Here is a 23,907-nt window from a genome sequence, read left to right as displayed (position 1 = left end):
CCCCGGCTCTTTGCCATGATCGAGAATGAAAGTATACTTTAATCCTCAACTTACCACTTCTTGCTGAGCTTGAAGGTGATGGTTCTCGCCTCGCCGTAACCGCAGACATTCTCGCCGGCGCAACCCGAGACATATTCCTTGTCGAACAGGTTCGAGACGTTGAGTGCAGCACCCCAACCCTTCTTCTCGTAGCGGATACCCGCATCGAAGAGCGTTGCCGAAGGTACGCGCAGCGTATTGGCCTGGTCTGCCCAGGACTTGCCCTGGTAGCGCACGCCGGCGCCGATGCTGAGCCCTTCGAGGGCATCGCTCGTGAAGGCGTAGTCGAGCCAGAGGGATGCGGTGGAATTCGGCACCAGATAAGGCGAGTTGCCGATGATGGAGGAGTCGAGGTCCTTGGTGATCGTCAGATCAGTGTAGGAGTAGGAGCCAAGCAGCTTCCAATTGTCATCCAGATTGACCTTGCCTTCGAATTCGACACCGCGCGAGCGGACCTCGCCGACCTGGCGCTGCAGGAAGGTGACCGGATCGGTCAGCGCCATGTTCTTGCGGTCTATCTGGAAGATGGACGCCGTGAACAGGCCGTCGATGAAGTCGGGCTCATACTTGATGCCGGCTTCATACTGCTCGCCCTTTTCCGGGGTCAGGCCGCCGCCGGTAACACTGGTGCCGATCAGAGGATTGAAGAAGGTGCCGGCGCTGACATAGGGTGTGATGCCGTTGGAAAACTCGTAAGCGAGGCCCGCGCGGCCGCTTGGCGCTGATGCGTTCGACTTGTAGCTCGTGCCGACCTTCGAGTCGGAATTGGTGTCGACGAAGTCGTAACGGCCGTTGAGGGTCACCAGCCAACCATCGCCGAAGCGCATCTGGTCTTGCGTGTAGATGCCGAGCTGCTGTTGCGTCATGACCTGATTGAGGTAGACGAAGTTGGTTCCCTGCGGCGTGCCGTAGACCGGGTTGGTGGCGCTGATCGGGTTGGCGCCGCAGCAGGCCTGGATCTGGTCGAGGCGGTAGATCGAATAGTCGGTGCCGATCAGGAAATCATGGCTGATCGGGCCGGTGTCGAATTTGTTTTCCGCGCGGGTGTCGACGGAGAAGGTATCGACCTTGGAGCGCTCGAAGAAGCCGATGCGGTTCAGCATGTAGTTCGGATCGTTATAGCCCGGGCTGAGCGGATTGCCGTCGACATAGCCGTTCAGATAGGGGCCTTCCTCGCGCTTGTAGAGGTGACCGTAGCGCGCGTTCTGCGACACGGTCCAGCCGCCGTCGAAGTCGTGCGAGAATTCGTAGCCGAGCATCTGCTGGGCATATTTGAGATTGTCGATGCTGCGTTCGCCATAGAAGGCATCGCGCTTGATCTTGCCGAATGGCGCATCGACGACGGTGCCGACATAGGGGAAGAAACCGTTGCCGCTGTGGATTTCGTCAAGGCCGCTCAGCATGGCAAAGACGGTCAGCTTAGTGGATTCATCCGGCGAAATGGTGACCTGCGGCATGATGAAGCCACGCAGATCGTGGGTGCCGTCGCTATAGGTGTCGCCGCCGGCAATCTTGCCGGTCAGGCGATAGCGATAGACGCCATCGGCCGAAAGCTTGTCGGAGAAGTCGAAGCCGACGAAGGCATTGCCGAGGTTGTTGATGCCGATCTCGGTCGAATACTGGGGAGTGTCCGTCGGTTCTTTGCGGACCATGTTGACGAGGCCGCCCGGATTGGCGCCGCCGTAAAGCACGGAAGAGGGGCCTTTCAGCACTTCAACGCGTTCGAGCATGTAAGGATCGATCTGGAAGCCGCCGAAGCCGTAGCTGTAGAGCGTGAGGCCATTCATGAAGACGCCGCTCTGCGTCGCGTCGAAGCCGCGAATGTAGAACCAGTCGGTATCGCCATCATTGCCGAAAGGCTGTGCGGTGACGCCGGGCGTATAGCGCAGCGCTTCGTCCACCTTGTTGGTGATGCCGCGATCCTGCATTTCCTGCTGGCCGATGACCGAGACCGATTGCGGTACTTCGGTGATCGGCGTGTCGGATTTCGAGCCCGCCGTGGTCTTCTTGGCGACATAACCCTTGACCGGCGCGGTGCCGCTGTCTTCGCTCTTCTGCTGCGAACCCTGGATGACCAGAGGCTGCAGCTCCGTCGGCGTTTCCTGCGCCATGACCTTGGAGCCTGCCAGCAGCGCGATAATGGCTACGCCCGTCGCCATGAGCCGCGCTCGCGATACGTCCTGCTTCAATCCTTGCATTTCCGTCAATTGTCCCGAATTCTTGCGCCCGTTCGGCTCTGCAGCCGATCCCTCGATAAGATGAGCAATTAACTCATATTTACAGATGCGGCTTGTCTGTCACGAGGGAAATTGAATGTTTTTGGGCAATTCTCCGCAAAATGTACAATTGCTCGCGGACTGTGGTTTTCAGGCAAGCTTGCTGCGCTTCCAGCTGGCCGGCGCAGTGCCGACATTCTTGCGGAAGACGCGGGTGAAATGCGCTTGGTCGGCAAAACCGGTTTCGACGGCGACCGTCGTTAGCGGCATTTCGCGGTTCAGAAGAAGCTGCTTGGCCCGTTCGAGCCTCGCCTGCGTTTGCCATTGATGCGGCGGCAGGCCCGTCGACGCCTTGAAGGCGTGGCTGAAATGCGATTGCGAGAGGCCGGTTAGCGCCGCCAGTTCCTCGAGCCGGATGGCCCGGGTGCAATGCTCTTCGATATAGTCGACCGCGCGCCGCAGCTGCCAGGTGGCCAGGCCGCTGCGCTTGCGGGGCTGGGTTCCGCGCAACTGCAACACGTCGATCAAAAGCGACAGCGTCAGGCCATCGCCGTAGAGATCGTGCAAGGGCTCGGGGTTTTCGCATTCGGCGGCGATGAGTTCGGCGAGCGCCATCATCCGCGGGTCGTTGAAGTGCAGCTGCGGCCGGTCGAGCCGCGCCGGATCGATATTTTCCATCAGGCGCTGGCTGAGGATCTCCGCATCGAAGTGAATATCAAGGTGGCGCACGAATTCGACGTCTGCCATATCCACCCAGAGCTCCATGCCGGCGGGGATATAGGAGATGCGGCCGCTATCGTATTCCTGAAGGCGGCCCTGCGCGCGTGGCGACGGTCGAACGTTGGTCGTGCCGGCGCCGCGTTGTTCCAGAAGGATGAACAGGCGCGGATCGCGCGCCACATAATATCCACCGGCCTGTGCGGCACAATTGACGTTCCAGATATCGGCAACCATGCCGTTCCAATAGCGGCGATGCAGGCCGCCGATGACGGAAAAGCCTCCTATCTTGTTCTGCATTCTTGGCTGAAATGTCATTTGCAGCTTCCGGTGTCGCTCCGCGCAACAATCCTTCAGATTAAACTCAAGTTATTATAGCAAGGCCGCGAGGATGGCAATCAAGAGCTTCCGATGTGAGGCGGCGTTTCTGAGTCGTTTCGACCGCAGCCCGGAACAACGCGCCGAATTGACGATTGTAGATACTGAACGGCAAGCCTATCCGCTCGTTTTGAGCTCTGAGAGACAACGCCCGCTTGAAATTTCGCTCGTCTTCCGCCACCTGTGCGGCGCGACTTTTTTTATTCCCAGGAGACTAGACGCTTATGACGACCACCACCGCAGAAAATACCGCCGAGAGCCACGTCTTCGAGGCCGACGTTGCCCGCCTTCTGCACATGATGGTTCACTCGGTTTACTCGGACAAGGATGTCTTCCTGCGCGAGTTGATCTCGAACGCGGCCGATGCCTGCGAGAAGCTGCGCTACGAGGCGATCGCGCACCCCGGCCTGCTCGCGAACGATCCCGACAGCCGCATCCTGCTGACGCTCGATGCCGATGGCGGCAAGCTCATCGTCGAGGACAACGGCATCGGCATGAGCCGCGACGAGATGATCGAGGCGCTCGGCACCATCGCCCGTTCGGGTACGCGTGCCTTCATGGAACGCATCGAGGCCAACAAGCAGGGCGAGGGCGCGCAGCTCATCGGCCAGTTCGGCGTCGGCTTCTATTCCTGCTTCATGGTTGCCGATCGCGTCGACGTCATCTCGCGTCGGGCAGGCGCCGAGGATGCCTGGCTCTGGTCTTCCGACGGCAAGGGCGGCTACAGCGTTGCGCCCGTCGACGTAAGCGAGGCGCCGGCGCGCGGCACCCGTATCACGCTGCACCTGATGGACGACGCCAAGAGCTATGCCTCGCGCTGGAGCGTCGAGCGCATCGTCAAGGAACAGTCCGGCCATGTGCCTGTGCCGATCAAGATCGCCGAGAAGCCCGGCGAGGAAGCGACGCAGCTCACCGACGGCACCGCGCTCTGGACCAAGTCGAAGAACGATATCACGCCTGAGGAGTATACCGATTTCTATCGCGGCGTGTCCGGTCAGTACGACGAGCCGGCGCTGACGGTGCATTTCCGCGCCGAAGGCCGCCATGAATATTCGGCGCTTGCCTTCGTTCCCGGCTCGCAGCCCTTCGATCTCTTCGATCCGAATCGCAAGGGCCGCATGAAGCTCTATGTAAAGCGCGTCTTCATCACGGACGAGGCGGAATTGCTGCCGGGCTATCTTCGCTTCGTGCGCGGTCTTGTCGACACGTCCGACCTACCGCTCAACGTCTCGCGCGAGATGATCCAGGAAAGCGCGATCCTGACCGCGATCCGCAAGGGCGTCACCAATCGCATCATCACGGCGATCGAGAAGCAGGCGGAAAGCGATCACGATGCCTTCCTGAAAATCTGGGAGAATTTCGGCAGCCTCATCAAGGAAGGCCTCTACGAGGACTTCGAGCGTCGCTCGCAGCTTCTGGCGCTCTCGCGCTTCCGCACGACGGCGTCTGGCGACGGCTATCGTTCGCTCGCCGATTACGTTCGGGATGCCAAGGAAGGCCAGCAGTCGATCTATTATCTCGTCGGCGGCAGCCTGGAACAGCTGAAGGCATCGCCGCAGCTCGAAGGCTTCCGTGCCCGCGGCATCGAAGTGCTGCTGCTCACCGATTCCGTCGACAGTTTCTGGGTGACGAATGCGCCGGAATTCGAAGGCAAGAGCTTCAAGTCGATCACGCAAGGCTCTGCCGATCTCGCCCAATTCAAGAAGCAGGATGAAGACAGGCCGGAAAGCGAAAGCGCGCCCGCCGACGTGCAGGCCTTCCTCGACTATGCCAAGCAGAAGCTTGCCGACGAGGTATCCGATGTCCGCGCCTCCGATCGCCTGATCGAAAGCGCCGTCTGCCTCGTTGCCTCCGAACAGGGCTATGACCGTCAGCTTGAGAAGATCTTGCAGGGGGCTGGTCGCCTTCAGTCCGGTGCCAAGCCGATCCTCGAAATCAATATGGATCACCCGGTCGTCAAGGCGATTGCCGCCAAGGCGGATGCGCCGTCCTTGCGCGACGATGCCGCCTTCCTCTTGCTCGATCAGGCCCGTGTTCTGGACGGCGACAAGCCTGCCGATCCCCGTGCCTTCGCCGAACGACTGGCGCGGCTGATGGAAAAAGCGCTGCAGTAATCCCATGGAGATCGGCACGGTTCGAAGCAGTCGTGCCGATCTGCTTCCCAGAGGTTTGCGATGGCGCCCGATTTTCTACAGCTCAGAAAACTTGTCTAGAAAAATCATCTTTTCGTTGCGGTGTGAGAATTCTTCTTCTATAGAGGACGCAGATTGGCTTGATATCGTCCAGCCACGTAAGCGTTAACGTCACTCAACGCGTATGATCGAACGGCTCTGCGGCTTCGGTCTGCGCGACTGTGTCCTGCGGATCGAGATCGAGGCGCCTCGAAAGGACACCCATGGATACCCCCCATAATTCCAACCCGGCCATCTCCGCACCGAAGATCGAGCGCGTGCGCCACGAGCTGAAGCGACGTTCCCTGACGGTCACGGCCATCGAGAACATCACGCCCGGCATGCTGCGCATTCGGCTGGCCAGCGAGGATCTTGCCGATTTCGTCAGCCTGGCGCCCGATGACCACATCAAGGTGATGGTGCCAGGCGCTGGCGAGGAGATGGAGCGGCGCGACTATACGCCTCGCCATTACGACACCGCGGCCCGGACGCTTGTCATCGATTTTGCCGTCCACGAGGCCGGGCCGGCTACGCAATGGGCGCTCGATGCTTCCGTCGGTGACAGGCTGGAAATCGGCGGTCCGCGCGGCTCGGCCGTCGTGTCCGCCGATATCGAGAACTGGCTGCTGATCGGCGACGAGACGGCCCTGCCGGCGATTGGCCGCCGTATTGAAGAGGCACGAGCCGGTGCGCGCATAACGGCGATCGCCGCGGTTGCCGATGCGCGCGAACATCAGGCATTTCAAACCGACGCGCAGCTGGATATGCGCTGGGCATATCGGCCTCTCTCGGAAGCAGCGGATCCGTCCTCGCTCTTGAAGATATTGCAGTCGATCGATCTGGTGCCCGGCACCTTCGTCTGGATCGCCGCCGAGGCTTCCGTCACGCGCGCTTTGCGCTCCTACCTCGTCGAGGAGCGCGGCTATCCGCTGAGCTGGATCAAGGCATCCGGCTATTGGGTCAAGGGCAAGGCGGACGCGACGGAGAAATTCGATTGAACGTGGGACGCAGGCGGCAGGACGCCACCTGCTCATCCTAATATGATAGGTCAGGCATCTTGCCGGAACAGGCTGCTGCCCCATTTCATGGCGCAATTGTCCCGCAAGTGGACAAGGCGTTCCGCGATAAGGTTGGGTTCACCGAAACTGCATTCCGGGCAGATTTCGACTTCCTAAATTGCGTGGGATCACCGAAGGTTAGGTGCGAAGCGAGAACGGCGGACGATACCGTTGACGATCGCTTTGCAGGTTCATGGCGCCGAGCGGGAGGCGGTGCTTTGGGCGTCATGTAAATCCCTGCCGTACGCGACGGCCAATGTTGAGGATCGACGCAAGGTGCTTGCCGTCCCGAAAGACCCGCCGCAGACATTCGTTGCGTTGATGCTGTCGGCGCTTCGCAAGGCCTTCGTCGGCATCGCCCTGGCGAGCGCCGCCATCAATGTGCTGGCGCTGACTGGCTCCTTCTTCATGCTGCAGGTTTATGATCGGGTCATTCCGAGCCATAGCCTGCCGACGCTGTCCGGTCTCGTCATCATCGTCGTGACCCTTTATCTGTTTCAGGGCGTGATTGAATTCCTGCGCTCCATGCTGCTTGTGCGTATCGGCATGTCGCTGGACGAACGTCTAAACAGAAAAGTCTTCGGCGCACTGCTATTCCTGCCGAGCAAAAAACAGACGTCGGACGATGGGCTGCAATCCGTGCGTGATCTTGAGCAGATCCGCTCCTTCCTCTCCGGCAGTGGCTCGACGGCGCTGTTCGATCTGCCTTGGGTGCCGTTCTATCTGATCCTTTGTTTTCTGTTCCATTTCTGGATCGGCTTCACCGCCCTGTGCGGTGCCTTCTTGCTCGTCGGTATTACCGTAGCTGCCGAAATACTCTCGCGTCGACCGGCGCTGGAGGCGGCCAGGTCTTCGGCGGCGCGTCTCGGTTTTGCTCAGGCTGCGCGGCGGAACTGGGAGGCCGCTGTCGCCATGGGGTTCTCCGGTCGGCTTACCGAAAAATGGGCTGTCATGAACGAGGATTATCTCAGGCATCAGCTGACAGCGAGCACCCGCGTCGGCGCGCTGACCATTGCCGCGAAGATCGCGCGCATGATGCTGCAATCCGGTGTCCTTGCCGTCGGCGCAATCCTCGTCATTCGTCAGGAAGCGACGGGAGGCATCATCATCGCGAGTTCGATCCTGGTCACGCGGGCGCTGGCGCCCGTCGAGCTTGCGATCGGCCAGTGGAAAGGCTTTGTGGCTGCGCGCCAGGGCTGGACACGGCTTGCTGCACTCCTCGATGCAGCGCCGCCCGAGAAGCAGGCCTTCGCATTGCCTGCGCCGTCGCGCGAGCTCAGCGTCGAGAATATTACCGTTACGTCGCCCGGCAGCCGCGATCTTATCCTGCGCAATATCTCGTTCAAAATATCGGCGGGGACGATACTTGGCGTCATCGGCCCGAGCGCATCGGGCAAGTCTTCGCTGGCACGTGCGGTTGCCGGCTTGTGGCCGGTTGCAATCGGCGCCGTGCGGCTCGATCGTGCGGCACTTTTGCAGTGGGATACCGACGAGCTCGGGCAGCATGTCGGCTATCTGCCGCAGGATGTAGACCTCTTCGATGGCACGATCGCCGAGAATATTTCGCGTTTTGCCGAGGACATGCGAACCGAGCCGATCATCGCGGCGGCGAAGGCGGCGGGTGTCTACGACATGATCGTCAAGCTCCCGGATGGCTTCGATACCAAGATCGGCGAAGGCGGATCGCGCCTTTCGGCCGGACAAAGGCAGCGTATCGCTCTGGCGAGGGCGCTTTACGGCGATCCCTTTCTGGTGGTTCTCGACGAGCCGAATTCCAATCTGGATGCGGAAGGTGAGGCGGCACTGACAGCGGCTCTCGCAGGGGTGAAGGACAGGGGCGGCATTGCGATCGTCATTGCCCACCGGCCAAGCGCTCTTGCCGCTGCCGATACGGTCATGATCGTTGCCGGCGGCCAGGTCCAGGCATTTGGGCCGAAGAAGGACATCCTCGGCCCGTCGCCCAAGCAGGTCGGAACGACGCATTTTGCCGTTGCCGGCGGGGAGACGCACGGATGATCGACAAGGCTTCGCCATCGACCGAACGGACGATCCGCCGCCTGTCGCTGCTGGTGATGGCGGCCATCCTGCTGCTGTTCGGCGTCATGGGCGGTCTTGCCGCCGCAACAAAGATTGCCGGTGCGGTCGTCACCTCCGGCACGCTCGTCGTCGACAGCTATGTGAAACCGGTGAAGCACCTGAAGGGCGGGATCGCCCGTGCGATCCTGGTGAAGAACGGTGATCATGTCGCCGCCGGCCAGGTGCTCGTCCGGCTTGACGACACCCAGACCAGAGCCAATCTCTCGATCATCCGCAAACGGCTCAACGAACTCTCCGCACGCACGGCGCGTCTGGCGGCGGAGCGCGACGGCCGGCAGGATATCGACTTTCCGGCCGATCTGCTCTCGTCTGCGGATAATGCTGACGTGGCGGCTATTCTGGCAGGCGAGCGCCGGCTCTTTCGCGATCGTCAGATATCGCGCGACGGGCAGAAATCGCAGCTTCACGAGCGCATTCAGCAGCTCGGGCAGGAGATTGACGGTCTCGTCGCGCAGGAAGAAGGTAAACGCCAGGAGATCGCGCTCATCGCCAAGGAGCTCGGCAGTCTTCAAGGCCTGCTCAATCAGGGTATCATTTCGGCGACGAAGGTCTATTCGCTCCAGCGGGAAAGTGCTTCGCTGAACGGCGATCTCGGAAACCTCGTCTCGTCCATCGCCCAGACCAAGGGCAAAATTGCGGAAACCGAGCTGCAGATCCTGCAGATCGATGCCGACCGCAGTTCGGAGGTTTCCGATCAGCTGCGCCAGGCCGAGAGCGATAGCGGCCAGTTTGCCGAGCGCCTTATCGCCGCCGAGGACGATCTGAAGCGCATCGACATCAAGGCGCCGCAGGCGGGGATCGTCGATCAGCTGAGCATCCATGCCGAAGGGGCGGTCATTTCACCGGCAGAGGCGATCCTGCAGATCGTTCCGGACAAGGACGCGCTGGTCGCAGAGCTCAAACTTGCGCCGCAGGATATCGATCAGATTACCGCAGGGCAGGCGGTATCCTTGCGTTTTCCTGCCTTCAATCAGCGGATCACGCCGGAACTGAACGGGCAGGTCGATACCATTTCCGCGGATCTGGCGACGGACCAGCGTTCGGGGCAAAGCTATTATGTCGTGCGGGCAAAGGTGGCAAAGCCGGAATGGGATCGGCTGGGGCAGCTTACGCCGCTGCCCGGCATGCCTGTGGAGGCATTTCTGCAAACGGGCCAGCGAAGCGTCCTTGCCTATCTGACAAAGCCGATGACCGACCAGATCAGGCGGGCGTTCAAAGAGGATTAGGCATATATATGCATCGGCTCAGAGTTGTGATGCGCGGGAGCGCCGTTGCTCACAGCGATCAATTGCGCAGCGGTCGATGCAAACGCTTCGTCGCCTGACTTTTGAGGAGGGACGGCATGGATCGTTTTACCGGCGGTTGCTTATGTGGCGACGTTCGATTTGTGGTATCGGGGCGGCCTTACCGGGTTGGCCTTTGTCACTGTCTCGACTGCCGCAAACATCATGGCGCGCTTTTTCACGCCTCTGCGATATTTCCGCAGGACGCGGTCAAGATCGAAGGCGAAGCGCGTGATTATGCCGGGCGTTTCTTCTGCTCCCGCTGCGGCTCGTCGGTTTTCGCCCGCACCGCGGATGAAATCGAGATAAGTCTGGGTTCCCTGGATGCTCCCGACCAACTAAAGCCCACTTACGAGCTATGGACCATCCGTCGCGAATCGTGGCTGCCGCCGTTTCCGCTCGATAAGCGATACACACGCGATCGCGAGGGTACGACCCGCTTCGAGGAATAGCTCTCACTGAGATTGGCTTCGGCCGGGTCAATCCGTCCGAGGCACCCGCTTTAACTCATTCCTTGTTCGATGCGGTCAGATATGCCAGTCCGTTGTGTGGGCGGATTGAGATGAGGCGGCAAGCTGGGCGTTATGATCGTCCAGGGAATAGGCCTTGATATAGTCGATCTTCATCTCCGACCCATTCGGGAGGCCGTCAGTCGGGGTACCGGCCACGCCGCCGACGGCGAGATCGACCAGCATGTACATCGGCCCGTGCATATCGGCCGGCGTGTCGGCATGGGCAACGGCAACATCGTCGAAATACCAGACGATCTGGTCCTTGTCCCAGAGCACGCCGTAATTGTGGAAGCCATCGGTACTTGGCACTTCCACCGGGATAGACGTCTTCGTATGCTCGCCGGTGGCATTCGAATGAACCGTCACATTGACCGTGGTCGGATTTTGTCCGCGCATTTCCACCACGTCGAGTTCCGGTGGCCAGGAGCCATCCTCCGGCAGCAGCCAGAAAGCGGGCCAGACGCCCTGGTTATGCGGCATCTCCGCCCGCATTTCGAAATAGCCGTAGGTCTGCGAGAAGGTGGATTGGGTAGTGAGAAGGCCCGACGTGTAATCATGGTTCTCGACGATCGACTTCAAGGCGTCCGGCGTCTGTTTCGCCGTGATCGTCAGAATGCCGTCGGAGACGGAAAAGGGGTTTGCAGATGCGGTCGGTGCATAAGACGGATTGATGTACCACTGTAGTTCGTCATTCAGGCTGCTGCCCTTGTCCGGCGCCCAGGAATATTTAGCATCCCAGGTACCTTGCGTTCCCTCGTGCAGCGAGAGCGTGTTGAATTCATCCGAAAAGGTCTGCGTCAGCGACGATCTGTCGAGCCCGAGCTGAAACTGGTCTTCATGCAGATCGGAGATGGTCTTGTTGGCGAAGACCAGGCTTTCGCCATTGCCGAGATCGAGCCGGACATTGGCACCTTCCTGGGTGGAATGGCTGACAACTTGATCGAACGACGTCAGGCCATACTGATTGAGCCTGACCTTGTCGTCATCGCTGAAATCGGTGATGAGGTCGCTGCCATTGCCCTTGCTGATGATGAAGGTATCGGCCCCGCCGCCGCCTGTCAGCACGTCGTTGCCGGCCCCGCCATCGATGGTCTGACTGCCGCTGCCGCCGGTGATGATATTGTCGGCGTCATTGCCATAGGCATGACGGTTGTTGCCGGTGACCGTAAGATTTTCGAAATTTTCGGGCAGCGTATAATCCATCCAGGTATTGATGGTATCGATGCCGGCATTGGGCGCCTCATAGGCGTGATTGATGCTGGAGTAGAGATAGTAGATATCGTCGCCGGTGCCGCCCATCATCGTCACGTTGACGGAGGCGTCGCCCCACATGGAGTCGTTGCCGGCGGTGCCGTTAAGCACCGGGCCAGAGCCGGTGGCGGAAAAGAAGCCTGTCGACGTATCGCTATAGTAAAGTGGCTGTCCAAGGGCATTCAAAACTGAATTGGGCATGAGAATCCTCTTCCTTTGTGCCGGACGACATCCTCCACCGAGCTAATATTTCTCCCCACTCATATGCATCAAATAGCGTGCATTGTTTTTCTGCCCACCCCCGACGGCAAGTTTTTTCGCCAAGCTATCCAAAAGCGCGGCTTGAGGCATTTGCGCGCATCGGCTTGAGGCAGGAGACGCGGTTGCTCACCGCGTCTCCAAATTCAGATTTTAGAGCGCGGCCTTCACTTTGGCGGCAACCTCCGGATTTACCCATGTCGTCCAGATGTCTTCATGGTTCTTCAGGAAGTATCGGGCGGTGTCTTCGTTGGTGCCCTGGTTATCCGTCTGCCAGGCAAGGACGCCATTCACCACGTCATTCGTCCATTTCCGCTTCTTCAGATAATCCATCGCAATCCCGGCCTTTTCAGCAAACCGCTTGGTAACGACGGTATAGACTTCAGAGACGGGATAGGAATTGACCTTCGGGTTGGCACAGTCCATGACCGAAGTGCACGCATCCCATTCGGCCTTGTCATGGGGCACGCCGAAGGAGAGGCGCACCATCGGATACTTGCCGAGGATAGCGGTCGGCGACCAATAGTAGCCAAGCCAGCCTGTCTTCTTTTCGAAGGCATTGGCGATCGTGCCGTCAAGAGCGGCAGCAGAGCCGGTCTCGACGATTTCAAACCCCTTCTTTTCGCCGTCGAGCGCCCGGAAGAGATTGCCGAGCGACGCCTGGCACTGCCAGCCGGGCGGGCAATTGTAGATGACGCCCTTTTTCGGATCGTCCGGCGCGGGGAAGAGTTCCGGGTGTTCCAGCGCCTGCTGGACGGTCTTGATATCGGGATGGGCGTCGGCCAGGAATTTCGGAATCCACCAGCCGTCCTGACCGCCATCGGAAAGAATGCCGGCCGCGACGACCAGCCGGCCCTCGGAAACTGCCTGATCCAGCGGCGTGCGTACTGCATTGATCCACAGTTCTGGGGCGACGTCCGGCTGGCCCTTTTCGTTCATCGAGGTGAAGGTCGGCAGCGTGTCGCCCGTCACGAGCTCGACCGAGCAGCCATAGCCTTCCTGGAGGATGATCTTGTCGACATTTGCCGCAACGCCGGCCGACGCCCAGTTCATTTCGGCGATCGAGACCGAACCGCAATCGGCATGTGCGGCGCCGGCAAAGGTATAGAGTGCTGCAGCGAAAACGGCGGCAGCAATATGCTTCTTCATGTAAGACCTCCAGGTCCTGATGTTGCTGTTGTCGAAGGATGTCGCGGGTGAAGCCGTCGATCTTTTCCTTCGCTCTTGCGATGCCCCGGCCGCGTAACGGCAACGAAGGGGCAAACCCGGACAGTCAAAGCCGCCGGGGCGCATCCGGATTACTGCCACATCGATCCAGGTGCCATGTGTTGGCGGGATGAAGTTTTAAGTTTTCCCACAGGAAATGACCGGATGCTACCGAGCGGACCTGCGCGCGAACTGCGGAGGGGCAGGCAGTTCCGTTGGCGACCACGATGATATCGAAGGCTTCAGCTTTCTTTCGGCCCCCTGTGGCGATGCCCTCCTGGGTAGAACACTTTCCGGCTTTGCAGCTATTGTCTTCAAGGCGTTCGAGGATACATCGCAGCATGTTGAAGCAATCAGGAGTTTCATATGCGGAAGATCATTCTGATCGGTATTGTGGCATTCGGATTTGCCGTGCCAAGCTATGCACAGATATCAAACGACCAAATGGAATTGGCTTATAATTCGGCACGCAATCAGCTTGGCGTGCTGAAATATTGCCAGAACGCGGGTCACATCGATGGGGCCGCAGTCGAGACCCAGACGAAAATGCTCGCTCTCATACCGGCACCCTCCGATACGGCCAAAGGCGACGCGGCCGAGCAAGAGGGCGAAAAGGGTAAGATTTCTGCCATGGGCGTGAACCAGGACCTTGTAGCTATCACGAAAGCGCAGAACGTGACTGAAAAGCAGTTTTGCGAAACCGTTGCAAATGCGGTGAAGCAGGCTGGCGCGCAACTTCCAAAATGAGATGCCAAACTGCGACGGTGCGAGCCGTCGCAGTTTGTTGGTGGAATACGCGGCTGGCGAAGCCGTTTTGAAGGCTATCGTGTGACCACCTGGTCGGAGCGTGCCGGCATTCTGGTCCGGCGGTTGTCGGCTGGACGATCTTCTGGCTGCTCTTTGCGATAACCAGATGCACGTGAGATTTACCAATCTCATTACGCTGCGGACGATGCTTCAGACCGGAAAAAAACGCGATTGGTTGACGGTATTGCGTTGACCGGCAATGTCGTGAATTGGTCCGCCACCTCAGATATTATCCAATAGTTCGGCCTTTCCCAGATCTCGGTAACGGTGGACCAGGGAATTCCCGCCGATCCCTATTCGGATGCGACTTAAGATCCATCATCGAAAACGCGAATTCAGCCCGACCAGGCGATATTCTGCGGAATTTTCCAAGGCGACGAGATGGATCGGACAATCCTAGTCCCCATAGCGTAAGTGCGTCCCCGATCTTTGTCCTTTCACTTTTATATCTATCGAAATTTACAGATATGAGCATAAATACTCGCGAATTTTTCTAGCAATCCCGCGCCGCATATAGCCTAATGCGTGCGCAGATAATGTGAATATCAAGTTTATCGCATACCATGCCAAGGTAACGGCAATCTAAAGTTGTATTATCTCAAATTAGGAAAAGAAGACGTGTCACGGGCGAAGGGCGCCTCTCATAAATGGACGCTGGCATTGGTCCTGGCAGAGCCCTTCGAGCCATCCGGTAATATGCCTGCCTATTTTATTGCCGATGAACGAACCACGAATTGGGTGTGGTTCCGCCAATCAAATCACCATTAACCCTTCGCTTGCCGATGTCTTCGTTCTGAGAAGGGATGCAGTCACAGTTGTTCAAACCACGCATAAGCGTTGAAGGGGAGCTTGAATTCATGGTGCCGCAGGGAAGAAGAAAGATTGCCATCATCGGAGGCGGCGTGGCCTCCATCACTGCTGCCTATGCGCTGACGGAACAACCGGGATGGCAGGAAAAATACGATATAACCGTCTACCAGCGTGGATGGCGGCTCGGCGGCAAATGCGCCAGCGGACGCAATCGCGAAATAGCCAATCGGATCGAAGAGCATGGCCTGCACATTTGGGCCGGATTTTATGACAATGCCTTTCGTCTGATCCGCTCATGTTATGATGAACTTGTTGCTTTGAAGCTGAGATCTCCGGAGGATCCGCTCGGCACCGTGGAGAAGGCGCTCAAGCCGCTTAATACATTCATTCTCAGCGAGGAGGGGGTCGGAAACCCAAGGGAAGAATGGCGGCCCTGGTATATCGAGTTTCCGGCCAACAATCTGGTTCCCGGCTCGGGCGGAGTGCTGCCGCAGCCCTTCGATTATTTCAAGATGGTCGCCGAATTTCTGGCCGGCCAGATTGACAAAGTCGGAGATGCCTTGCCGCTGCCGCGCCAGGTGACGGGTGTCGGCGGCTACCAGACGCCGGTTCATCAGCTCGTGGCCTATGCTCAGACGATGCCCAACGATGCTCGCCTGCATACCGCGCAGAATGGCAATGAGCTGAAGGAGATTCTCGATGGCATCCGGATCTGGCTCGAAGGTATCAAGCCGGGAGAGTGGATCAATGATGATACTGCACGCCGGGTCTATTTCATGCTGGACCTCGGGACAGCCTTTGCGATGGGCATGGTCGCAGATCAGGTATTCATGCGTGGCTTCGATTCCATCGACGGCATGGAATGCTCCGCATGGCTTCTGAAGCATGACGCATCCGAGCAAGCCGTGGCATCGTCGGTATTCCGCAGCTGCTACGACTACGTCTTCGGCTATCCGGGCGGCATATGCACGGACCGCGGTGTCGGTGCAGGCACCGCGATGCGCGGGCTCCTGCGCCTGGCCTTCACCTACAAGCAGGCCCTGTTCTTCAAGATGCAGGCCGGCATGGGCGACACCATATTTGGGCCATACTATCAAGTGCTCAAACAGCGCGGTGTGAAGTTCTGCTTCTTCAACGCCGTCACCAATCTTGCGCTGTCGGCATCACGCGACACCGTTGCGAGGATCGACCTCGTTGAACAGGCACGCATCATATCAGGCTCCTATGAACCGCTGTTCGACGTCGCGGGTCTGCCATGCTGGCCTTCGGAGCCGGATTGGCTGCAACTGGTCGATGGCGAGAAGTTGCGCGAGAGCGGAATAGATTTTGAATCGGAGAAAACTGCCGCGGTCGGCACACCGAAGAGCCTTCATCAGGGAGTCGATTTCGACGACGTCATTCTCGGCGCATCGCTCGCTTCCCTTGCTCCGATGACGAGCGAACTGGCCGCCGCATCTCCTTGCTGGAAGCTGATGCTCCAGAAGGTAGAGACGGTCGCAACCTGCGCGGTGCAATTCTGGCTCAACAAGCCGACGTCTGAGACGGGCTGGCCAGGTCTGGTGAAGACCCACAATCAATATAGTCCCTTCGATCCGGCTACATTGCAGACGGTCATGACCGGCTTCGCCGAACCGCTCGACACCTGGGCCGACATGAGCCATCTGCTGATCCGCGAGACCTGGCCGGGTCCGGCTCCCCGATCGATTGCGTATTTTTGCTCGCCTTCGAGAGATGCCGACGACACGGCGCCGTCGATGCAGGATCAGGCGGAACAATGGGCCGATGACTATCTGACGGCAATCTGGCCGGATACCCTGACCGCCGATGGCAAGTTTGACAAAGATCTGCTTGTCTCTCTCAAGGGGCAATCCGGGGCGGAACGCTTCGCCAATCAGTATTTTCGACAGAATTTCTACGGCTCGGAGCGATATGTTCTCTCGGTGCCGGGTTCTGTCTACTATCGGCTGGCGCCCGATGAATCGGGGTTCACCAATCTCGTGCTGGCGGGCGACTGGACACGTTGTGGCATCAATGCGGGCTGCGTCGAAGCCGCAACAATCTCCGGTCTTGCCGCCGCCAGGATATTCACAGGTTCGACGGAGCCGATCTACGGAGAGTTCGATCTGGTGCCGGATGCGCTGCCTGTGCCGGCATTGCTGTCTTCGATCACCGCCCCCCATGCGAATTGGCCGCTCACACCCGCCTTTCTCCGAGGCTCAATGGAAGGCGTCTTCAGCTTTCATGCCCTGCCTGTCGAACAGGTGAAGCAATTGCTTCCACCAGGCCTCGTGCTGTCGCGACAATCGGTGACGTCTGCAACCACGCATCCGGTCACATTCCTGTTCAACAGGCAGACCAATGTGCGCGCGAGCTTCCTGCCGCAATTCCTTGGCTTCAAGACCTATCTTGAGAATATAGTCGCCATCAATTGCGTGGAGATCGCCGGCGGCGACGGTACGGTCTTCAGTTTTCTGCCTGCCCTGTTTCTCGATAATAGCCTCGCCACCTACTCCGGCCGACTCTTCTACGGCCTTGCCAAGCAGCTGGCGAAGAATACGCAGGTCGGGTCGACATACAGTACGGCAACCGAGGAAAATGCGCCGGTCTGGTCGATGCGGTATTTCGATTACGCGCCGATCTCGCGGCTTGTCGAGCTCGGCAATATCGGCCTTGTCCGGGCATTGCTGGATACGCCGATCCTGACCCCTCGCGGCAATGGCAGCTGGCAGGCGATGGCATTCGATTTTTCGGTCGGCTCGGCATTTGCCGTGCCCGTCGCGACGCAGCTCGATATTTTCCCGACCAATGGTATCGGCTTGCCCGCAGGGCGGCTCATGTCACCACCGTTCAGGGCACAACCCGAAGAAAATGGCCTGCCGGGAGCTTTCCGCTGCTGGACCGATTGGACGCTCAGCAATCCCTTCGATTCCGCACGTGTCAAAGCGGTTGCAGCTGCCCAAAAGTATTTCGACTTCAATTGGCAGCAAACATGAGGAAGTGAGAGCCATGCTGTCGCCGGAGGAGATACCGCACCCAACGATGGACCATGATCTGCCGGAGCGCCGCCAGGTCACCGTTCTTTTTGCCGATATTGTCGATTACACAGGCCTTGCCCTGCGTTTCGATCCGGAAGATCTGCGGGAGCTCCTCCAGCGATATTATGCTCTTGCGAAGAACGAAATCGAGGCGTCGGGCGGTATCGTTGCGGAATATCTGGCCGATGGAATCGTCGCTCATTTCGGCGTGCCCATCGCCTATCAGGATGCGGCTGATCGCGCAGTTCAAGCGGGCAAGCATATCGTCAGGAAAGCTGGCGAGATATGTGGAATGGATTACAGGCTTTCCGTGCGGGTGGGGGTCGCGACCGGGCTCGTGGTTGCCGAGTTCGACGGCATCAATTCCAAGATTACCGGTGCGAGCGGCGTTCTTGCCGCTCGCTTGCAGGCATCGGCCGAGCCGGGATCGGTCTACATCTCCGATCTGACACGTCGGCTCCTGCGGCGGGAAACGGAGGCTCATTTCGTCGGGGATATCGCTCTCAAGGGCTTTTCCAAGCCGGAGCCTGTCTGGCGCCTGGATCTCGAGGATACGAAACGATTGGCAGGCGATGGCTTTCCGTTTTTTGGGCGAGCCGCGGAATTGTCGAAGCTGGCTCTGGCATGGGATACGGTGCTGAAGACCGGTCGAGCCACCCCGCTTTCCATTCTTTCCGGCCGGCCCGGCATCGGCAAAAGCCGCATATTGCGAGAGCATGGCCTGCATTGCCCCACCGGACAGAAGAGTATCGTGCTGCAGGCGGCGGAGCGGCAAAGCAATACGGCACTCTATCCCGTCGTCGAGTGGCTCAAGCTCGACGATCGCGTTTCTCTCGGAACGGACGATGCCGAGTATCTGCGCGCGCTCTGCCAGCCGGAAACCGCCATGGGATTGCATCTAAGAGAGGCGCCTGGTGCCATTCGCCAGGGGACGTTCGATGCCCTTTGCGCGTCTTTTCGCAGGATTGCAAAGGCAGGCCCGATCCAGATCATCATCGAAGACCTGCAATGGCTGGATCCCAGCACACTTCAGCTGATTGTGAGATTGCTGACGGATCTGGAAGATTGCCCCATCCAGTGGCTTGCGAGCGGCCGGCCCGAATTTGCCGATAGCCCCGTAAAGCTTCAGAGCCTGGTGCTGAACATTGGCGAGTTGAGTTCCGCCGAATGTCACGAAGCGGTTTCCAGTTGCGGCGGTGAGGGTATCACTTCCGTGCTGGCGGATGAGATCGTCGGAAAGTCCGAAGGCGTTCCCCTTTTTCTCGAGCATCTTCTTCGAGAACTCAACGAGGGACGCATATCGGGTCGCGAGACAGTTCCTGAAACGCTGGTCGGAGCGCTTGTCGCGTGGATCGACAGCACAGGATCGGCACGGCGCATCGCTCAATGCGCCTCTGTCGTTGGGCGCCATTTTGACGAGGCGATGCTGGGTCAGGTCTCGGGCCTTTCCCATCAGGATTTGAATGCCGACATTGAGCGCCTCTGCAAAGCAGAGATTTTCCAACGCGAGAATGCCTCCTTCTTGAGTTTCCGGCACGATCTGATCCGAGACGCGGCCTACAGCACTTTGCTGCGCAAGCGGCGAGAGAGTCTTCATAGGCGGGTCGCCTGGGTTCATATGCAAGGCAATCCGCATGTTGGCGATAAGGCCATGGCGGAAATTGCCTATCATCATGAGGCGGCCGGCGATTATACCCTTGCTGCGGAGTATAGACACAGGATCGGCAGATACACGACGGCTCTCGGCGCCTTCGCCGAGGGCGAAAGTCAGCTCCGTCATGCCCTGGACCTGCTCGTGCGAGCCGAGCGAAACGGCGTTGACGTCGAGCATCGGCAGGCGAACCTCCTGATCGACCTGGCTGCAAACCTGATGCAAACGCGTGGTTTTACCGGCCGGGAAGTGCTGGAAACCTATATGAAAAGCCTGGCGCATCTGGAAAAGATCAATCGGGTGGGCGGCGACAGCCTTTCCATTTTCTGGGGGATCTTTACCTATCAGGTCTTGATCGGTCACACCAAAGACGCAGCGATGACCGTTTCTAGAATGGAGGCCGTGCTTCGCCGTCTGCCGGAAAGAGAAAGGCTCTCGGAGCATACGCTGTCCGTATTGGGAACCAGAAACGGTATTCAGTTCTATTCCGGGCAGTTTCATGCCCAGCTGGCGACCCTGGAGAAGATCAAGGCCCACTATAAATTCGAGTTTCACGCACCTCTTGCGGCCAAGTATGGGATGGATCTATTCGCGACGGCGCATGCGTTCTCGCCGCATTCGGCAGCCATTGCCGGCCAGTTTGCGCGAGCACGCGATCTCGTCATTGAGGCAGACGCGCATCAATCTGTGCTCGACATCCCCCTCATGCTGCCATTCATCGATATCTGGGGTGGAGTGGCATTGGGCTATCTTGGTGATTTCGATCTCGCATTGGCCCGCATGGAAAGGGGTATCGCGCTTGCAGACAGGCAGGGTGCCGCATTTTGGTCGGCGACCGGCAGGATGTGGCAGGCGGTCACCGAGTTCGAAGCCACGGGCAATCCTTCGAGCCGGTCGAGAATGGAACAGGCGCTTGCAGTCCAAAAGCTCATGGGCGTGGGCATCGGCATCCCCTACTGGTCAGCAAAATTGGCGGCTGCCTATGCGATGAACGGCGACGATCAACGTGCGCTGGAATACAGCAGGGAAGCGCTTGCAGGCTCGCCCGGCACTTCGGAAGGTGTGTGGCGGGCGGAGCGGCAGCGACTGAGCGGTTTTGTGCATGAGCGGGCAGGCCGTGTCGACAAGGCGCTCAGTTTCTACAACCTGGCCGCTCGAACGGCATCCAAGCAGTCGGCGGTGCTATGGGAACTCCGCGCGAGAAAGGCAATCGCGAATCTCGCGCCGCGTGATGAGTTGAACCATCTTCGGCTAACAATGCTCTCCAGGGAAATCGGTCCGGCCGACGCCCGGGAGGACCAGGCGGCAATATCAGCAATGGTTTGATGCCGCGGCCTCCGAATTTCGTATCCGCGCATAGGCTCGTCATTGCGGTCCTCTCTAACGCGAAGGTCTCCTCGACATATATCTTCGACCGGATGGAACAGATTGAAGCGTCCAAATCAAAAATCGCGGAAAAGCGTATCTGTGCCGCCTTATGTGAGGCACCGCACAGAGCGGAGCGGCTAATGTCGATCTGCTGATGAAGTCAACCGATGCCGCGCGGCATCCAAACTTCATCGGATATCACCATGTTAGAGCACGTCACAAGCGACATTGGCCTGGCTTCGCCTGGCCTTGGCATGCCTTGGCTGCAGGAGCACGCCGCTTCCCTCATTGAACTGACGGTTTCGCGCCGTTTTCAACTTCTTGGCTTGTCGGAAAGCAAGGGCCGCGAGCTGCGCAAGATCCTCGATATGCTGGAACAGTCTGATCGGATTGTTTTCGATGGCAGCGGCAAATCGGATGCCTGCGCCGTAAGTCTTATCGACGTCAGCGATGATCTGACACTCGGCATGTTCAGCTATGTTCGGTCCTCATCGCCCGCCATTGCGATCGTCGGCCGTGATCTACCCGACGTCGAAAAGCTGTTTGCCTGTGGTTTCGTCGATTACATCACATACCCGTTCAGCCCCCAGGAAATCCGACGGCGGCTTTTCACGCTATCGACGGCGATGCCGGAGGCGACGTTCTCCACTGGGTCGAGCACCGATCCCGTGGTGCAGGCGGCATGCAGGACGCTGGAAGCCAACATCGCCAACCCGGTGACGGTCGATGAGTTGGCGGTCACGCTTGGGACCAATCGCAACACGTTGAACAGGGCCTTCAATCAGGCATTCGGCGTCGGGCCGATCACCTGGCTGCGTCAGCGCCGCTGCGAGATCGCGGCACAACTTCTGCGGGATGGTTCCGAGAGTATCCTGAACATCGCGCTGACTGTCGGCTATGGCGATCCCAACAATTTCTCGACTGCATTTCGCCGGTTCTACAGCCATGGGCCGATGGAGTTTCGCAAGAAAATGTCAGGCGCAAAGAATTTAGGTACGGCCTCAAAGGCAAGCCGAAGCGATGCCGTCTAGTGTCTGATTGCCGGCTAGGGCTAGGCGCTTCATCGAAACACGAGAGGACAAGTGCACAATGGTAACCGAGAACATCAGGCTCAACTTCGTAAATTTTTCCCGAGACACGAACAATTCCAGCATTCTCATTTTCCAGCAGAATGTCGCGGAATCGTTCGGTGAAATCGCAGTCGCCTGGAAGGTGATCAGGAATTGCGGCCGCCTTGACCGCCATCCTTTCAACTTCCCGCTGCAGTTCCAGGTTTCAGCCAAGGATAGCTGGGGCAACTATACACCACAGCTGACGGCCTATGACGGGCAGGCGTTCGACATGACCCTCGACAATTCCGGCGACGTGTTGTCCCTGTCGAAGAACAGCGCGACCTCCCCGAACGAAGTCGAAGTGCGTAATCAGCTCAAGCAGGGCGCCATCAGTGCGTGCATCTTCAAGGATGGCAAGCTTCTGGCCACGAAGACCAACATGGCTCCCGGCCAAAAGGCGGTTTTCCAGTTCCAGCCGCGTATCTATATCGGCGTCGTCAGCCAGGTCAACGAAGGTCAGGTCATCGATTCCGCGATCATCAGTCAGGCCAATACCGAGATCAATCTCTTCGGCATCACCAGCGCCGATATCGTCATGACCGGCGGCGGCCCCGGCCCAAACTCGTCCCCGTTCGAATTCCACCTGGAAAATATCAACCAGTAAACCTCCGTCATCTCGGCGAGGTGACCATTGATCCGGGATACCAGGCCAGCAATCAGCGGGTATCCCGGTTTTCTTTCGCGAACGAGAGGAGAGCCGTGACCATGAGCACGAAGATAAAGATGAAACTTCCAAAGGCAAAATCCACCTCGGAGCCGACGTCGGAAGGCCGGGACGATCAGATTGATCCGGCTTCCACCTCCGATGATGGCGGCTCAGCCGACATCGATGTCGGTACGATGACAGACAAGACTCCCGTCACTGCAAGCGGCAATACAGCAGCTAGCACGAGCGCCAAACATCCGGGCCGCTCGAAGCAAGTTGGAACGGTCACGAAGACATGGATCTCGGGCGGTTACGCTGGGACAGGCAGGGACAGAGTCCGGGTTGATGCAACCTATGCCGCTACAAGGGACATCAGAACCGGCATGACCAATATCGGGTCGGATAGCTTCAAGCTGACAATAACCGACCTGAACAGCAATGTCAGTTCGACAATTGGGCACTATCCATTCTCGAATACAGATTGGACGGAGATCCCCGTTCCGGATACCGGTGATTTCGATGTCAGGGGCAACGTCAAGATCGACGTGCAGACCTCTGGGAAGATGATGCGCGTACAGTTCCACGTCAACACAGCCAGTGATATTTCCGACATCGGCTACATATTCGTGTTCGATGTTCCGGAGGATGCGCAGTTCGTTGACGAGACGTCGAACGAACCGTCGTCGTAACCGCCATGCGAACTTGGTTGACCTACGAGAATGGCTCTCTCAATCCGCATGTCAGCCGCGTGGGCATTTTCTGGGATGTTTCCGAGATGATGCCCGGCATCATCCCGATATTGTGGGCGGCGATTGAGCGATGCCGTTATGGGTGGCATCACCCGCTCTGCATAGGTTGGGCTCCGACATTCCTGATCCGCGACAGCGATGGGAATGAATGCCCGCTCCAGCCAGGTCGCGACAATGCCGAAACCGGGACCCGGATAGACGGGCCACATGGCGGCGAGTTCAAGTCCGGGCTCCTCCTGAGCCAGAGCACGCCGCGGCCCGACTTGTCGCTTTGCATTTGCCGGGACAATCGCCCGATGGCCGAATTGCCGCTCGGGCAAGTCGGTTCGTGGGCGTTGCTCATGCCCGATCGCCTGAAATTTCAGATCGATTGCCGAACGCAATTGCAAGGCCGGGTCACAGATACAAACGGTGCGCCCTTTGCTTTGGGCGGCCTGAATGCCTTGAGGGTTCAGCTTCGCGGCGGCACGCCCGGTCCCAGGGCAACGCCGCTCACCTTTATCTCGTACCGTGCGGAGCCAGCCTGATCCGATCCACCTCTGA

General features: G+C 58.7%; 17 protein-coding genes. 12 read left to right on the top strand and 5 right to left on the bottom strand.

All coding sequences use genetic code 11. The annotated features are described in order from the left end of the window. Positions 1-50: 50 nt before the first annotated feature. Both GA0061103_RS01790 and GA0061103_RS01785 read right to left on the bottom strand, forming a co-directional pair. Positions 51-2,246 carry a TonB-dependent siderophore receptor gene (locus tag GA0061103_RS01790; RefSeq protein ID WP_483423511.1) on the bottom strand — a complete coding sequence of 732 codons (2,196 nt, stop codon included), beginning with the start codon at positions 2,244-2,246 and terminating at the stop codon, positions 51-53. Positions 2,247-2,405: 159 nt separating this feature from the next. Next, the gene (locus GA0061103_RS01785) at positions 2,406-3,290 is read right to left on the bottom strand and encodes an AraC family transcriptional regulator (protein ID WP_092706521.1); all 885 of its coding nucleotides are present in this window, start codon (positions 3,288-3,290) and stop codon (positions 2,406-2,408) included. A gap of 284 nt (positions 3,291-3,574) precedes the next feature. Between GA0061103_RS01785 and htpG the strand changes: the two genes are divergently transcribed. From htpG to GA0061103_RS01760, 5 genes are all read left to right on the top strand, one after another. Then, positions 3,575-5,464, top strand: a complete 1,890-nt coding sequence (htpG, locus tag GA0061103_RS01780; RefSeq protein WP_092706519.1) for a molecular chaperone HtpG — start codon at positions 3,575-3,577, stop codon at positions 5,462-5,464. 281 nt (positions 5,465-5,745) lie between these two features. Next, positions 5,746-6,519 (top strand): siderophore-interacting protein, encoded by a 774-nt coding sequence (locus GA0061103_RS01775; RefSeq protein WP_092706517.1) that lies wholly within the window; start codon positions 5,746-5,748, stop codon positions 6,517-6,519. A 336-nt stretch (positions 6,520-6,855) separates the two neighbouring features. After that, a complete protein-coding gene (locus tag GA0061103_RS01770) occupies positions 6,856-8,595 on the top strand; it encodes a type I secretion system permease/ATPase (RefSeq protein WP_092708515.1) in 1,740 nt (579 codons plus the stop codon). Beyond that, the gene (locus tag GA0061103_RS01765) at positions 8,592-9,902 is read left to right on the top strand and encodes an HlyD family type I secretion periplasmic adaptor subunit (RefSeq protein ID WP_092706515.1); all 1,311 of its coding nucleotides are present in this window, start codon (positions 8,592-8,594) and stop codon (positions 9,900-9,902) included. The genes GA0061103_RS01770 and GA0061103_RS01765 overlap by 4 nt, the downstream gene beginning before the upstream one ends. A 116-nt stretch (positions 9,903-10,018) precedes the next feature. Next, a complete protein-coding gene (locus GA0061103_RS01760) occupies positions 10,019-10,411 on the top strand; it encodes a GFA family protein (protein ID WP_092706513.1) in 393 nt (130 codons plus the stop codon). A gap of 75 nt (positions 10,412-10,486) precedes the next feature. Here GA0061103_RS01760 and eglC read toward each other — a convergent pair whose 3' ends face one another. Then, entirely contained in the window at positions 10,487-11,923 is a 1,437-nt protein-coding gene (gene eglC / locus GA0061103_RS01755) for an endo-1,3-1,4-beta-glycanase EglC (RefSeq protein WP_092706511.1), read from the bottom strand. Positions 11,924-12,133: 210 nt separating this feature from the next. Then, the gene (locus GA0061103_RS01750; protein WP_092706509.1) at positions 12,134-13,129 is read right to left on the bottom strand and encodes an ABC transporter substrate-binding protein; all 996 of its coding nucleotides are present in this window, start codon (positions 13,127-13,129) and stop codon (positions 12,134-12,136) included. Positions 13,130-13,552: 423 nt separating this feature from the next. Here GA0061103_RS01750 and GA0061103_RS01745 point away from each other — a divergent pair, with 423 nt between their 5' ends. Then, positions 13,553-13,933 (top strand): pore-forming ESAT-6 family protein, encoded by a 381-nt coding sequence (locus tag GA0061103_RS01745; RefSeq protein WP_092706507.1) that lies wholly within the window; start codon positions 13,553-13,555, stop codon positions 13,931-13,933. Positions 13,934-14,124: 191 nt separating this feature from the next. Here the strand turns inward: GA0061103_RS01745 and GA0061103_RS35640 are convergent, their stop codons facing one another. After that, entirely contained in the window at positions 14,125-14,274 is a 150-nt protein-coding gene (locus GA0061103_RS35640; RefSeq protein WP_425349466.1) for a YcxB family protein, read from the bottom strand. 522 nt (positions 14,275-14,796) lie between these two features. Between GA0061103_RS35640 and GA0061103_RS01740 the strand changes: the two genes are divergently transcribed. The 6 genes from GA0061103_RS01740 (at position 14,797) to GA0061103_RS01710 (ending at position 23,891) form a co-directional block, all read left to right on the top strand. Continuing rightward, positions 14,797-17,796, top strand: a complete 3,000-nt coding sequence (locus tag GA0061103_RS01740; protein ID WP_092706505.1) for an NAD(P)-binding protein — start codon at positions 14,797-14,799, stop codon at positions 17,794-17,796. 13 nt (positions 17,797-17,809) lie between these two features. Further along, complete coding sequence (locus GA0061103_RS01735; protein WP_167376508.1) at positions 17,810-20,815, top strand: AAA family ATPase; 3,006 nt, start codon at positions 17,810-17,812, stop codon at positions 20,813-20,815. A gap of 245 nt (positions 20,816-21,060) precedes the next feature. Further along, positions 21,061-21,888: a helix-turn-helix domain-containing protein gene (locus tag GA0061103_RS35290; protein ID WP_245304626.1), complete on the top strand. Its 828-nt coding sequence runs from the start codon at positions 21,061-21,063 to the stop codon at positions 21,886-21,888. Positions 21,889-21,946: 58 nt separating this feature from the next. After that, complete coding sequence (locus tag GA0061103_RS01720) at positions 21,947-22,573, top strand: hypothetical protein (protein ID WP_092706499.1); 627 nt, start codon at positions 21,947-21,949, stop codon at positions 22,571-22,573. Positions 22,574-22,668: 95 nt separating this feature from the next. Beyond that, positions 22,669-23,304 (top strand): hypothetical protein, encoded by a 636-nt coding sequence (locus GA0061103_RS01715; protein WP_141694407.1) that lies wholly within the window; start codon positions 22,669-22,671, stop codon positions 23,302-23,304. A gap of 86 nt (positions 23,305-23,390) precedes the next feature. Next, positions 23,391-23,891, top strand: coding sequence for a hypothetical protein (locus GA0061103_RS01710; RefSeq protein ID WP_141694406.1), 501 nt, complete (start codon positions 23,391-23,393; stop codon positions 23,889-23,891). The last annotated feature ends 16 nt before the right edge of the window (positions 23,892-23,907 follow it).

This window comes from Martinezella multihospitum (assembly GCF_900094585.1).
In the GTDB taxonomy this organism is placed as follows: Bacteria; Pseudomonadota; Alphaproteobacteria; order Rhizobiales; family Rhizobiaceae; genus Rhizobium; species Rhizobium multihospitium.
The sequence above is the reverse complement of the archived record's forward strand: the minus strand, read 5'-3'. Positions and strand labels throughout refer to the sequence as shown.